The 12841-nt window shown below is 60.2% G+C and carries 13 protein-coding genes; 10 read left to right on the top strand and 3 right to left on the bottom strand.

What is annotated here, in order from left to right; all coding sequences use genetic code 11:
- The first annotated feature begins 555 nt into the window (after nt 1–555).
- From QMC91_RS06575 to QMC91_RS06540, 8 genes are all read left to right on the top strand, one after another.
- Nucleotides 556–3735, top strand: a complete 3180-nt coding sequence (locus QMC91_RS06575; RefSeq protein ID WP_300236958.1) for a tetratricopeptide repeat protein — start codon at nt 556–558, stop codon at nt 3733–3735.
- 77 nt (nt 3736–3812) lie between these two features.
- Nucleotides 3813–4604, top strand: coding sequence for an N-formylglutamate amidohydrolase (locus QMC91_RS06570; RefSeq protein ID WP_300236957.1), 792 nt, complete (start codon nt 3813–3815; stop codon nt 4602–4604).
- 71 nt (nt 4605–4675) lie between these two features.
- Nucleotides 4676–5896, top strand: a complete 1221-nt coding sequence (locus QMC91_RS06565; protein WP_300236955.1) for an ATP-dependent DNA helicase RecQ — start codon at nt 4676–4678, stop codon at nt 5894–5896.
- A gap of 451 nt (nt 5897–6347) precedes the next feature.
- Nucleotides 6348–6572 carry a PspC domain-containing protein gene (locus QMC91_RS06560; protein ID WP_300236953.1) on the top strand — a complete coding sequence of 75 codons (225 nt, stop codon included), beginning with the start codon at nt 6348–6350 and terminating at the stop codon, nt 6570–6572.
- Nucleotides 6573–6847: 275 nt separating this feature from the next.
- Nucleotides 6848–7525, top strand: coding sequence for an amino acid ABC transporter permease (locus tag QMC91_RS06555; protein WP_300236951.1), 678 nt, complete (start codon nt 6848–6850; stop codon nt 7523–7525).
- A 4-nt stretch (nt 7526–7529) separates the two neighbouring features.
- Nucleotides 7530–8285, top strand: a complete 756-nt coding sequence (locus QMC91_RS06550; protein ID WP_300236949.1) for an amino acid ABC transporter ATP-binding protein — start codon at nt 7530–7532, stop codon at nt 8283–8285.
- 8 nt (nt 8286–8293) lie between these two features.
- Nucleotides 8294–8980, top strand: a complete 687-nt coding sequence (locus QMC91_RS06545) for an amino acid ABC transporter permease (RefSeq protein ID WP_300236947.1) — start codon at nt 8294–8296, stop codon at nt 8978–8980.
- 51 nt (nt 8981–9031) lie between these two features.
- Nucleotides 9032–9733 carry a DUF5714 domain-containing protein gene (locus QMC91_RS06540; RefSeq protein WP_300236946.1) on the top strand — a complete coding sequence of 234 codons (702 nt, stop codon included), beginning with the start codon at nt 9032–9034 and terminating at the stop codon, nt 9731–9733.
- On the opposite strand, the gene QMC91_RS06535 is transcribed toward QMC91_RS06540, so the two are convergent.
- Entirely contained in the window at nt 9705–9902 is a 198-nt protein-coding gene (locus QMC91_RS06535) for a hypothetical protein (RefSeq protein ID WP_300236944.1), read from the bottom strand. The two genes, QMC91_RS06540 and QMC91_RS06535, sit on opposite strands and share 29 nt — an antisense overlap.
- Nucleotides 9903–9998: 96 nt before the next feature.
- Between QMC91_RS06535 and QMC91_RS06530 the strand changes: the two genes are divergently transcribed.
- Nucleotides 9999–10688 carry a metal-dependent hydrolase gene (locus QMC91_RS06530; protein WP_300236943.1) on the top strand — a complete coding sequence of 230 codons (690 nt, stop codon included), beginning with the start codon at nt 9999–10001 and terminating at the stop codon, nt 10686–10688.
- Here QMC91_RS06530 and QMC91_RS06525 read toward each other — a convergent pair.
- Nucleotides 10663–11244, bottom strand: a complete 582-nt coding sequence (locus QMC91_RS06525; protein ID WP_300236942.1) for a flagellin — start codon at nt 11242–11244, stop codon at nt 10663–10665. The two genes, QMC91_RS06530 and QMC91_RS06525, sit on opposite strands and share 26 nt — an antisense overlap.
- On the bottom strand, nt 11222–11782 hold the full coding sequence (locus tag QMC91_RS06520) for an archaellin/type IV pilin N-terminal domain-containing protein (RefSeq protein ID WP_300236941.1): 561 nt from the start codon (nt 11780–11782) through the stop codon (nt 11222–11224). The genes QMC91_RS06525 and QMC91_RS06520 overlap by 23 nt, the downstream gene beginning before the upstream one ends.
- Nucleotides 11783–12238: 456 nt before the next feature.
- Here QMC91_RS06520 and QMC91_RS06515 point away from each other — a divergent pair, with 456 nt between their 5' ends.
- On the top strand, nt 12239–12733 hold the full coding sequence (locus QMC91_RS06515) for a hypothetical protein (RefSeq protein ID WP_300236939.1): 495 nt from the start codon (nt 12239–12241) through the stop codon (nt 12731–12733).
- Nucleotides 12734–12841: the final 108 nt, after the last annotated feature.

Genomic DNA, 12841 nt, shown 5'->3' with positions numbered 1-12841 from the left:
TGAAAATGACCCCCGATTTTAATCCGGTATGCCTGTAGCCCTGAAGGGCATCATGTGTTTTTTTTCAAGAGGCATCCACCACCAATGTAGTGAACCACCCTCATAGCGGAGTCCCTCAAATCACGGCCACCAGACCGACTGTGGATACCCTGGCACCCCCTCCCCTGAGGAGACCACCACCCGGCCACCCGACAGGGTCTCCCCCTGCCCCCTCCCCCCGGCGGGCACTGCGTGGCGATTGGCGGTGGGGACTCAGGTTAGATCTCAGCCGCTCTACCCTGGAACCGACGAAAAACACGTTCCAGGCGGTTCACCGATAAAGAGTCCCCGGTCTCTCGCGTCTCGTTGAAATGACAGTCTCATTGCAAAACCCCGCCCCGGATGGGGGGGCGGTCTTCGCCTGTGCAGATCCCCAAAAATCCGCCCCTGCATGGCGCTCAGTGAACCATGGCACCGCCCGAAGGAACTGGTTTGATGAGTTCCAATCGCGGCCGGTGGGTGATGCGAAGTTGTGAATACTCACCATGCAAAACATAGAGCAGCAGATGATGCCTGATGGATCTCTTCGGTAATATCCTTGGTCCCGGGAAGGGTGCAAACCCCGCGGTAAAACAGGGCCTCTCTCAGTTCGAGGCCGGGAACTACGGCGAGGCGGTAAAAAGTTTTGAGAAGGCGCTCAGGACCGAGCCAGAGAACCGCCTGGTCTGGCAGATGATGGGTCAGGCGCTCGCCTGTCTTGGCAGAGAGACCGAGGCCGCGGACTGGCTTCGAAGGGTTATCGAGGTATCACCGGACGATACCGGGACGCTGCGAACGCTCGGGCATCTCCTCGCCCGCACCGGCGAGTATGAGGATGCGGCCACCTGCTTTGCACAGATCCGCGAGGAGAACCCTGGAGACGCCGACGCAGCATACTGGCATGCAGAGATGCTTGAGAGGCTGGGTCGGTATGCCGATGCGGCAGCAGCATACGCAGAGGCGCTGGATGCAAACCCCGAAGACGTTCTCCTGCGCGAGAAGTATGGGACGATGCTTGAGCGGGCCGGGAATTACCGGGAGGCGGCGCTCTCCTTCTGGAAGGTCTACCGGTCGAACCCAGACCGCATCGGCGCTCTGGTGCGGGCGGGGAACGCGTACCTTGCCATGGGAGATTACAACAGCGCAGTGGAGACTTTTGACCGTCTGCTCAAAACCGGGCAGCATAAACTCGACGCACTCTACGGCAAAGCACGGGCGCTCGAGTACCTGGGTCTATTCCAGGATGCCGCCGGGTGCTGGGAAGAGATCCTGGCCCTCGACTCCGGGAACGTCACCGCCTGGTATCAACGCGGGTTGCTCCTCCTCCGCGCGGGAAGACCGGCAGAAGCGATCGAGTGCTTTGAGAAGGTCACCATAGCCGATCCGGACCATATCGCGGCCCGTTACGCCATGGGGCTGGCCTGCGAGGCGCTTGGCCGCCATGACCGTGCGCTCAAGAACTTTGACCAGATCCTCAAGCACGACCAGAACCTGGTTCAGGTATGGTATGCTCGCAGTATGGCGCTCATGCACCTCTCCCGCTACGAGGAGGCTCTACAGTCGTTTGACCGCGTGCTTGAAGGCCAGGCGTCTGCCGGGATGAGGTTGATCCGGGGAGGTGCCGACCTTGCGCTCTTTGAGCGTGACGACCTGGCCGCGAACCGAAAGAGCATCCCCATGAAGTTCGATGCACCGGCCAGGTTTGTCCACACCTGCCGGGGGACGGCCCTGCTGCGCCTCGGACGCTACGCAGAGGCAGAAGAAGAGTTCGACTACGTCATCGAGTCAGATCCCGATAACATCCCCGTCCTGGAGCAGAACGGCATCGCGCTCCTCCATCTCGGCAGGTACGACGAGGCTGTCCGCTGCCTGAAGACTGTTCTTGAGATGGAGCCCGGCAACACCGCCGTCCGGTCGATGCTGGCAGAAGCGCTCGCCAATCAGGGAAGGTATGACGAGGCGCTTGCGCACCTGGACGGGGCTGACGACCCACGGGACATCTGCCGCAGAGGCGAGATCTTGCTGCACCTTGCGCGGTATGCCGGGGCGGTCGAGGCTTTCGATACCTTCCTTGAGAGATGCCCCCACGACCCGGTGGCGGAGATGGGCAGGGGAGAGGCGCTCATGCATCTCTCCCGCTACGCGGAAGCTGCCGGGTGTTATGAGGCAGTGCTGGAATCTGACCCCGGGAACCGGGCGGCTCTGTTCGGGCACGGTATGGCGCTCTTCTGCCAGGGGCGCTACCAGGAGGCGCTTGAATCTGTTGACCGCGTGGAGGAGTCCGATGCCGGAGCGCTCCTTTTGAAAGCCAGGCTCCTGGAGGCTCTCGGCCGCTACGCCGGGGCGGTCGAGTGTTATGAGACGCTTCTTGCCGCCGAACCCGAGGCCGCGGGATACCAGGTGAACCTGGGGTTCGTTCTCTCCGCGCTCGGTCGCTACGAGGAGGCCGCCAGGTGGTTTGGGAAGGCCGCGAAAGCCAGGCCCGGGGATCTCTTTGCCCTGTACAGCAAGGGGCAGGCCCTGGAGAGGTTGGGACGCTACTCCGGAGCTGCGGAATGTTACGCCACGGTTGTCCGGGAACGGCCGGACGATATCGCTGTCGTTTTCGCGTTTGCCTCCACACTTGCCAATCTCGGCAGGTATCGGGAGGCGATCGAGTGCTGCGAGAGGGTGCTCGCTTTCGACCCCTCAAATCTCGCGGCCGCCCGTATCAGGGCCGGGGTCTTCGAGGCCATCGGGCAGCACGAGGAGGCGGCAAAGGCCTACGAGCGTTACCTTGGCCTTGCGCCCGAAGACCGGGACGCCAGGATGTCGTTTGGGATGACGCTTGAGCGCAGCGGCAGGTTTGAGGACGCGATCAGGCAGTATGCGCTTGTGCTCCAGAAAGACGAGAACGATACCGGGGCGTGGTATGCCCTGGAGAGCGCTCTTATGCACATGGGCAGGTATGAAGAGGCCCTTCAGTGTTCCGAAAAGATCATCGAGGCGAACCCCGGGAACATGGCCGCCCTGCAACGGCGGGGGGAGATCCTGATGTGGCTGGGTCGGTATGCCGGGGCGGTGGAATGTTTCGAGAAGGTGACCGCTGCCGATCCGGAAGACCTTCTCAGCCTGCGCCGACTCGGCGAGGCTCACGAGAAGGCCGGCAGATACCAGGACGCCCTTTCGGTCTACACGGAGTTGCTGGAGAGGGAACCTGCCAGCATCGAGACGCTTTATGCCCGTGCCTCTCTCCTGGTCCATCTCGGGCGCTACGGCGAGGCGGTCAGGTCGATTGACCGGATCATTGCCATCCAGGAGGAGAACCCGGCCGCGCTCTTCATGCGGGGGGCGGTGCTTGAGAAGGCCGGAAGGTATGACGACGCTCTTGCAACCTACGAAAAAGCGCTCGAGATCGACCCGGAGAACGCGGCCGTCTGGGCGGCTGCCGGGGGTCTCATGGGTGTAGTGGGGCGGCACGGGGATGCCGTCAGGGCTTTCTCCCGGGCGATCGACCTCGGGGGTGGCGGCGTCCATCTCTGGCTCTCCAGGGGTATCGCCCTCGATCGCCTGGGTAAACCCCATCAGGCTCTCGCCTGCTACGATAAGGTTCTTGAGACAGACCCGCATCAGGCCCGGGCTTGGTACCTCAAAGGCCTGGCGCTCGACCGCCTGGGGCGGTTTGCCGATGCGGTGGCGTGCTTTAACTCTGCGCTCGAGAACGGGCAGGACATGTGAGGAACGGCCTTTCCTCTCTCCCCCTCCCGACCGCTGCGCTTTTGTGACGGACAACCAATAGGATCGATGCAGGGTAGATGATCAACCGGTACCCTTTCCTTATCTCGATCCCCCATGGGGGCACCAGCGTTCCGCCGGAGGTCCGTGGTCTTGTCAACCTCGGCCAGAAGGAGATAGTCTACAATAGCGATCCCGGGACGCGTTTCCTCTACGGGTTTGACGACTCCGTCGAGGCGGTGATCGATTTTGAGATATCCCGGATCTTCGTCGACACCAACCGTCCACCTTACGCCTACCCGCCGCGGAGTCAGGACGGAATTGTCAAGGTAATCACCCAGGAGGGGATGCCGGTCTTCCGGAACGGCCAGTCGCCCGGCAGGGAGGTGGTTTCTGCCCTCCTGAAGAACTATTACCACCCTTTTCACGCACGACTGGCCGGGGCGCTCGATAACCACCCGATCGGGATTGCTTTTGACTGTCACAGCATGCTCCCGAGATCGCCGCCGGTCCAGCGGGACGCCGGGCGTGAACGCCCGATCATCTGCCTTGGCAACCTTGGCGACCGGAACGGGAGGCCGGTGGCGAAGAACCGCCCTGTGACCTGCTCTCCGGCATGGCTTCAGGCGCTAGCCCGCTCGTTTGAGGAAGAGTTTGCGGGAGAGGGAAGGGTTGCGATGAACGATCCGTTTCGGGGCGGGTTTATAGCGCTTGCACACCACCGGCGGACGCGCGTCCCCTGGGTTCAGATCGAGGTCAACCGTGCCCTCTACGAGAGTGATGGCGGCGAGATCGAGCAGGAGAGGCTCGTTGAACTCCGGGATCGGATCTTCTCCAGCATAACCGGGTTCTGGGACGAGGTCTCCGGTTGAGGGTTCTTTCAAAACCCTCTCGCAGTGTCTCCCGGGGAAGATCCTATGCCTGTCGGGCGCCCATGCATGGAATGATGGATCGGCTGCACCTATTCCTGGAACGCTACTTCGGGTATACGGCGTTTTACCCATGCCAGCGCGAGATCATCCAGGATCTCCTTGCGGGTCGCGACGTCCTGGCGGTTCTTGCGACCGGGGGCGGGAAATCGCTCTGCTACCAGGTCCCCGCACTTCTCGGCGATGGGGTAACCCTGGTGGTCTCCCCCCTCATCGCCCTGATGAAAGACCAGGTCGACGACCTGCAGGCGAAGGGGATCGGCGCTGCAACCCTGAACTCCTCGGGCACCTATGCGGCCAGGCGGCGGACGCTTGCCGAACTTGAGGAGGGACTTGTCCAGATACTCTACGTATCGCCGGAGAGAGCGGTCAGCGATGATTTTCTTGAGACCATCGCATCTCTACCCCTCAACCTGATCGCGGTCGACGAGGCGCACTGTATCTCGATGTGGGGCCACCAGTTCCGCCCGGAGTATCGGGCTCTCGCTGTCCTCAAAGAAAGGTTCCCCTCCGTGCCTATGGTCGCCCTGACGGCGACCGCAACGCCGGATGTCAGGGAAGACATCGTGCGCCAGCTCAACCTGGCAGACCCCGCTGTCTATGTCGGGAGTTTCAACCGTGAGAACCTCCGTTACGTTGTCGTCCGGAAAGGTGAGGATGCCTACAGACGGCTCCGCGACTACCTGCTTATGCGGCGGGGGGAGAGCGGGATAGTGTACCTGGCAACACGTGAGGGGGCGCGTGAACTTGCGGCCAGTCTCCGTGCCGACGGTGTCCCGGCGGAACCGTATCACGCCGGGATGAAGGCGTCCGCCCGTGCAGAGACGCATGATAGGTTCGCCAGTGGAGAGGCGCTGGTCATCTGCGCGACAAGCGCGTTTGGGATGGGTATAGACAGGCCGGATGTGCGGTTTGTCGTCCACTACGATATCCCTGAGACGCTTGAGGCCTATTACCAGGAGAGCGGCCGGGCCGGGAGGGACGGCAGGCCAGGTGATTGTATCCTCTTCTACGATGAAGGGGATGCTCGCCGCCTCAGGTCGCTCATCGACCGCGACCTGGCCTCCGGGCTCCAGCGCGAGGCTGCACGCTCGAAACTCCAGAGTATGGTGGATTACTGCACCACCGGAACATGCCGGAGGAGGTTTCTCCTGGACTATTTTGGTGAGCGACTCGACCCGGCCTGCGGAGGTTGCGATATCTGTGTTCCGGGCGGGGATCGCTGGTTTGCATAAGAAGTTGTCAAACCGGTTCCTTCAGGTTGCGTTTCCGGGCGGCGATTCTCTATCGGTACAGTGTCCGGGAAGGTATCCCCCCGGATCGTCTCGCTAACGCTCCCCTGGCACGGTCATCCGGGTCTATCGCCGATAACTGCCCGCCCCCCGGGAAGGGGGCGGAGGAGGCGCGGAACGCGCCTGGAGGTGGTGGTGATCTGTGAGTAATATACCATTTCACCGTTCCATCCCCCTCCCCGTCAGCCCCTCCCCCGGAGGTGCGATTCTCTATAGATACTCTCTCCGGGAGGCGCATTTCCAGCGTCCCGGTGAGACGCCCGCTTCCCGGGGGCGAAGGGCTCATCTGCGAAAGACGTTCGCTCGTGAGATGACAGTTTCGGGTGATACAAATCCCGGCGAGTGGGAAACACCTTTTTAAAGGTTAGGGATAAGAGATATCTCCGGAGAGAACATGAAGAGGCTGACCCGTTCAAGGACCGACCGATGGATCGCCGGCGTATGCGGAGGTATTGGAGGATACCTGGATATCGACCCGAACATAATCCGCGCCGTCTACATAGTCTTCACCGTGCTCACCGGGTTTATTGCAGGGCTTATCATCTACATCCTGCTCTGGATAATCCTCCCGGAGGGCGCAGAGGGGAGTCCGGTGGAAGTGCCCCCTGTCGATGTGTAATCCTGACACCGGCAAGGTTGACCCATTTTTCCCGGGGGTCCCCCGTCTTACGGCACGAAGAGCGGCTAATGGGGGCTATGTGCGAGTTAACCACCCCGCACCTGTTGGGTGGGGTCTTCTCGTTCCGCCCCCTTCACCCACGCCTGGATATCAGGCTCAATCCGGCCTGAATTGACAACGTTTAAGTGGATCTCCATCAGATTTATGCATGGAATTCCAGGCACATCTCTCCCGGCCGGAGAGGTGGTGTCATGCAGTGATTCAGGGATAGCCGAATGGACGTTCTGCCGATTCTGATCGACTGGTCACCATATATTCTCAGGGGCGTGGCATCTACCCTTGGCCTTGTCCTGATCGCCCTTGCCCTCGGCGTTCTCCTCGGGCTGCCCATGGCGCTCGGCCAGGTCTATGGCTCCAGGCCGGTGCGCTGGATAATCGGGGTCTACGTCTGGTTCTTCCGGGGTCTCCCGATCCTGGTCCTGCTTTTCCTCTTCTGGTTCGGTATCTTCCCGGCGACCGGGTTGGGTCACCTCTCGGCGTTCGTCGTCGGCGCTGTTGTCCTGGGCCTGCGTGGTGCGGCATACCAGTCCCAGATCTTCCGCGGATCCATTCAGTCGGTCGGCGAAGGGCAGATGATCGCGGCCCGATCACTCGGTATGAGCAGGTTTGCGGCCATCCGTTCGGTCATTCTTCCCCAGGCGCTGCGCATCGCCCTACCCGCCTGGTCAAACGAGTACCCAAACATCCTGACCGATTCAGCGGTCTGTTACGCGATCGGGGTCGTTGAACTGCTCACAATCACCTCCAGGATTGTCGTCCAGACACACATAACGATGCCGATATACCTGACTGCAGCGGCGATCTTCATCGTCCTGAACTACGGTGGCTTAAAACTCCTCCACGCCCTGGAGGAGAGGGTGGCAATACCCGGATTTGGAGCTGGGGCGGTGTAGAAACATGAGCGAGAACGAGATAGTGTTGAAGGTCGAGGAGATCCACAAGTCTTTTGGCGACAGGGAGGTGCTGCGGGGGGTCTCGTTTGATGTCCGGCGGGGCGAGACCAAGGTCATCATCGGCCCATCAGGGACCGGGAAGAGCACGCTTCTGCGGTGCATCAACCAGCTGACGCCTCCTGACCGTGGCAGGGTCTGGCTTGATGGCGAGGAGGTCACGAACTCTGGACACCGGATCAACTACTTCCGGCAGAAGATCGGGATGGTCTTTCAGAACTTCTTCCTCTTCGACCATCTCACTGCGCTCAAGAATGTCGAACTGGCGCTGATCAAGGTCCGGGGGATGAACAAGGCGGAAGCCCGGGAGAAAGCCCTGTATGAACTCCGGCAGGTCGGGATGGAGGAGTGGGCTGACCATTACCCCGCGGAACTCTCCGGCGGTCAGGCCCAGCGGGTCTCCATCGCCCGGGCGCTCGCCATGGACCCTGATGTCATCCTCTTCGACGAACCGACCTCGGCGCTCGACCCGGAGTTAACCCGGGAGGTGCTGGAGGTCATGCGGAAACTTGCCCGTGAGGGGATGACGATGATCGTTGTCACCCACGAGATGGGGTTTGCCTGCTCCGTTGCAAACGAGATCCTGTTCATGGAGAACGGTGTTATCGCCGAACGCGGGCCGCCTGATCAGCTCCTGTACGACCCCCGGTTCTCCAGGATGAAGGACTTTGTAGGGCGACTTGATTCCCGGACGGAGGGTTGAGGAAGAGGATGGATCAGGCGGTATTTATCTTTGATATCCTCCTCCCTGCATTGATGCAGGGGCTGATTGTAACCCTGCAATTGATCGCATGCTCGGCGCCGGTCGGACTTGGCCTCGGGATCGTGGTCGCGGTGGGAAGACAGTATGGCAACAGGGCCATATCCTGGCTCTGCAGGACGTATGTCTTCCTGATCAAAGGCACGCCGCTCCTCCTCCTTCTGTTCATTCTTTACTTCGGGCTTCCGTCGTTCGGAATCACTCTCACTGCGTTCACGGCATCGGTTGTAGGGTTCATCCTCTGCAACGCCGCGTATAATGCCGAGTATCTTCGGAGCGCTCTTATATCGATCAAGGACGGCCAGATGGTCGCCGCCCAGGCGCTCGGGATGACAAGATGGCAGGCGATCCGGAACGTCATACTCCCACAGGCGCTCCGCCGGGCGATACCGGGCCTCTCAAACGAGTTCATATACCTGATCAAGTACTCCTCGCTTGCCTACATGCTCACGGTGATCGAGCTTGCCGGGGCAGGAAAAAAGGTGGCAACAAAGTACTTCCTCTACACCGAGTCGTTTGCGGCCGTCGGTATCGTCTACCTGATTCTGGTCTCGATCACAACCGTCGCCGTAAACATACTGGAGAAGAAGGTGGCCGTACCCGGCACCGTCCAGGGATCCTCCACCCCCGGCCTCTGACTCTCTCCAGGGCCGTATGCTTATTGAGGGCGGTGACGCAACCATACTCTCATGGAGCAGAGGACCGGATGCCTGATCTGCGGTCGTGAGATCTTATACAGCGAGGAGTCCCGCGACCTTGCATGCGCCATCTGTGGCGAGGTGCTGAGCACCACCGCCGCCTGCGAGGCCGGGCACTTTGTCTGCGACCGCTGTCATGGCCTTGAAGCGGTCGACCTGATCGAGCAGTTCTGTCTCACAACCGAACTTGAGGACCCGATCGCCATCGCCTGTATACTGATGAGGAACCCGGCGGTCAGGATGCACGGCCCGGAGCACCATTTTCTCGTGCCAGCGTCTCTCATCGCCGCTTACTGCAACCACCGCGGTGAACCTGGGAGGAAGGTCGAGCTCCTCGCCCGTGCCCGTGAGAGAGCCAGCAGGGTTCCGGGTGGTTTTTGCGGGACTCACGGCACCTGTGGGGCGGCGATCGGGACGGGCATCTTTGTCAGCCTGATCACGGGGTCAACTCCCTTGAAGAAGCAGGAGTGGTCGCTATCAAACCAGATGACAGCCCGCAGTCTGATGGCGATCGCCCGGCACGGCGGGCCCAGGTGCTGCAAACGCGATTCCTGGCTTGCGATACGCACTGCGGTCACCTTCCTTGAGGAACGGTTCGGTCTGGCCCTCCCGGTGGAGGGGGCGGTGCGATGCGAGTTCAGCGATATCAATCGCGAGTGCCTCCTCAAGGAGTGTCCCTTCTATGCCGGTTAGCCCGGAGGATGCCGGTTATGATGAGGTAGGCGGCAACTGTGCCGGCAAGCGTCACCGCAACGGCAGGCGTGGCGCCACTACAGTGGATACGGACCCACCACCCCGCCGTGCTGCCGATCAGGAAGGAGAGAAAGAGGATCAGGATCTCGGATCTCAAAGCCGGTTCCATGGGAGTGGTATGGTATCGCTTTGGTATGTGTTAATCGTTTTTGTGGCCGCACAGGCCGGCAGGGATTATAAACCGGCGGAGGCACATTAATTAGAGATGTTCCTTGCCTGCCACCTGTTTTTCGGCATTCTGCTGGGGCTTGTGCTTGCCGGTCGCACGGGCGAGCGGCGACTCATCGGGTTCTCTGCTCTCGGGGCTGTAATCCCCGACCTCCTCGATAAACCGATTGGTCACATCCTCTTTGCAGAGACCCTGGACTCCGGTCGTCTCTTCGGGCACGGGTTGCTCTTCGTTTTCATCCTTATCGTGGCAGGTCTCACCAGTTACCGGAGAAGGGACTCGTTCGCGACCCTGGCGGTCGCCGCGGGCGTGCTCTCGCACCAGGTCCTGGATGCGATGTGGGCGATGCCCGTCACCTGGTACTTCCCGCTGCTTGGGCCCTACGAGCCGCAGGAATACATTAACTACTTTGGCGGCGCCTTCATGGCAGAGGTATCTTCGCTCTCGGAATGGGTATTCCTGGCAGCATCGGCAGGTATAGTCCTTGCAGCCACGCGTGGGCTATCCCGCCTCTCCGGTGCAATCATCCGTGCCTCCACCATACTTCTTGGACTCCTTGCCATCCTATCACTCGTTCTCTTTGCCGCAGGCAGCCCTGAGAGCGTCCTGATGGTCGGAGCGGGGTCTGTGGACTACCTCCTGCTGGCAGCGGTTGCAACGGCCGGGGTCATCGGGATCTCCTACCACCAGCGCGGTGCCCTTATTCGAGACGGGTTAGAGGGGTGATGCTGCCAGGAACGGTCCGCTCGACCCGGAGCGCCACCCTGCCGGCCGGTTTGATCTCGAGAGCAAACGTCCGGTAGGGTCTACAGTCAACGCGGTTCATCGGTCTTATGTAGAGAATGTAGCGCTCTCCGGGCTCCAGGAGATGGTCGTCGTCGCTGTTGATCCGCTCCATGACGCTCCAGTGCCCGTCTTCTGGGAAAGCACCGACCAGGGGGTTGTTCCTGTAGATCTCTTCTATGTGCGCAGAGCCAACAAGGCGGATCGAGACTGTATTGATATCGATCGGTTCCGAACCTGCGGTGAGGCTTACGGGGATGACGATGGTATCGATCCTCCCTGGACTGCTGCTGATACCGTGGATAGAAGTTGCCAGAATGAGGCCCGACCCCGCCTGCCCGACGCTCTGGTGGACGATGGACTGGCTCTCGCCGGCAAAGAGGAAGCCCGTTCCCAGGACGACGTGAGCAAAGGTTGCTGCAACGACGACAAACGCCATGAGCACTATCGCTGCCTCCAGCCCTGTGAATCCAGCCTCAGAAGAGTTCGAGGTAGACATTCTTCTCAGCACCTGCTGGAACTCTCCGGGCCAGGGAAACGCTCGCTCCATCCCGGGCGGTTATCTCGATGCTGAATGTATCACCCCTGGCGATGATCGCATCAACCGCGTTCAGTCTCACCGCGATAACCTCTCCTGCCTCAAGGAGGTCTCCGTCGTCTCTTCGGTAGCGCCAGGTTATGGTTGCACGGGGATCGCCTGGAGGAATCGTGACCAGTCTGTCCTTTGTGGCGATGGTGAATGTCAGTCTTCCTGGATCGATTGGGGCGATATCGGCCAGAGTCTCAAGATCGAACTCGACAAACCTGACATAACCACGGTCATTGTCCAGTTTGACGATGACAGAATCTCCAGTGCGCAGCCCTGAGGCAGCCTCACCTAGAGCGGCGTACATAGTCTGCTGGCTCTTCTGCGATGTGGCCATGCCCGCACCGAGAACGACGTATGCAAAAACAGATGCGACGACGACGATGGCGATCAGAACGATTGCCGCTTCCGCTCCGGTAAAAGCCTGATCTTCACTCTCTACCCGGCGCACAGTTCAGAAGTTTTGCGCTCAATCCGATAAAAAGACTGCTGATACGAACTGGCCTCGAGGGATCTGGTGTATCCCGGGGGAACCCTGTGCCGGGAGGGCTTGATACAGGGTATCTGACCGCTTCAAAGTTGAACCCTCTTTCCCATCCCCGTAGAATCGGTCTCTGCGTGCCGGGCACGAACTTTGAGAGGATATGTGGAGTCACCAGACCGCACGGTTCCTGAGTAATGGGGCGGATCGGGAATTCCCCGGTTGCAATCACCGGGATAAAAGGGGGGCTGACCTCCCCTCAATTGCGATAGATATATAATCATGGGTATCGTATATCCCGGTTGGTTGCGAAACAGCCTTTTAAGCCCATGGAGAGGGATATCTACATCCCTGTGATGCAGGATGCCTCCTGTCTTCAGGGTCGGGGTTAATTCGCGTTGCAAAAGGTAATATAGAGGTTCAATTATGAAGCCTGTGATTCTGGCCGCCTGCCTTCTGGTCATGATGCTTATTGCGGCCCCGGCGGGGGCCTTCAGTGCAGACACTCTCGAGATCAGTCTGAACGAGGATGGGAGTGCGGATATCACGTTTGAGTACACCCTCTCGTGGCTCGAGCGGATCGGCGTCTTTTTCAGGATCGCTGAACCGGATCGGGAGTTGAAGTCTGCGCTCGAGAGTGCGACGGGTGTGCCCGTAACGGTGACTGCGGCGGAGAGCGATCGTGCTGTCTTCTCGGCTCTCAAGTTCGCAAAGGTCGTACCCGGCAACGATGGGGTGACCTATTCTACACCCGGGATCGATCTAACCGGGGCCCAGAAGATCCTGGACAGTTACTGGTTTGCACCGCTGGTGAGAGCCGACTTTTCCCCTGACCTGACGGTTGTCCGGTTCCCGGACGGTTATGAGGAGAGGTTTACCGACCAGAGCACCATTCCAGCACTATCGCACACTGTTCTGTGAAGATACAGGAATAACAATATTCCCCTTTTTCCCGCTCCAGGAGCCCGCTATCGCGGTCAGTTCGGCCTGTTTGCACCGGATTGTATTGATCAGTAGTTTCACGGGGTT

The organism is Methanoculleus sp., assembly GCF_030019085.1.
GTDB lineage: Archaea > Halobacteriota > Methanomicrobia > Methanomicrobiales > Methanoculleaceae > Methanoculleus.
The sequence above is the reverse complement of the archived record's forward strand: the minus strand, read 5'-3'. Positions and strand labels throughout refer to the sequence as shown.

Excerpts from the sequence above, each read along its gene's own strand:
- QMC91_RS06565 (WP_300236955.1), top strand. The coding sequence starts at position 4,676 with ATGATGGATCGGCTGCACCTATTCCTGGAACGCTACTTCGGGTATACG.
- QMC91_RS06560 (WP_300236953.1), top strand. The coding sequence starts at position 6,348 with ATGAAGAGGCTGACCCGTTCAAGGACCGACCGATGGATCGCCGGCGTA.
- QMC91_RS06570 (WP_300236957.1), top strand. The coding sequence starts at position 3,813 with ATGATCAACCGGTACCCTTTCCTTATCTCGATCCCCCATGGGGGCACC.
- QMC91_RS06540 (WP_300236946.1), top strand. The coding sequence starts at position 9,032 with ATGGAGCAGAGGACCGGATGCCTGATCTGCGGTCGTGAGATCTTATAC.
- QMC91_RS06550 (WP_300236949.1), top strand. The coding sequence starts at position 7,530 with ATGAGCGAGAACGAGATAGTGTTGAAGGTCGAGGAGATCCACAAGTCT.
- QMC91_RS06530 (WP_300236943.1), top strand. The coding sequence starts at position 9,999 with ATGTTCCTTGCCTGCCACCTGTTTTTCGGCATTCTGCTGGGGCTTGTG.
- QMC91_RS06545 (WP_300236947.1), top strand. The coding sequence starts at position 8,294 with ATGGATCAGGCGGTATTTATCTTTGATATCCTCCTCCCTGCATTGATG.
- QMC91_RS06515 (WP_300236939.1), top strand. The coding sequence starts at position 12,239 with ATGAAGCCTGTGATTCTGGCCGCCTGCCTTCTGGTCATGATGCTTATT.
- QMC91_RS06575 (WP_300236958.1), top strand. The coding sequence starts at position 556 with ATGGATCTCTTCGGTAATATCCTTGGTCCCGGGAAGGGTGCAAACCCC.
- QMC91_RS06555 (WP_300236951.1), top strand. The coding sequence starts at position 6,848 with ATGGACGTTCTGCCGATTCTGATCGACTGGTCACCATATATTCTCAGG.
- QMC91_RS06525 (WP_300236942.1), bottom strand. The coding sequence starts at position 11,244 with ATGTCTACCTCGAACTCTTCTGAGGCTGGATTCACAGGGCTGGAGGCA.
- QMC91_RS06535 (WP_300236944.1), bottom strand. The coding sequence starts at position 9,902 with ATGGAACCGGCTTTGAGATCCGAGATCCTGATCCTCTTTCTCTCCTTC.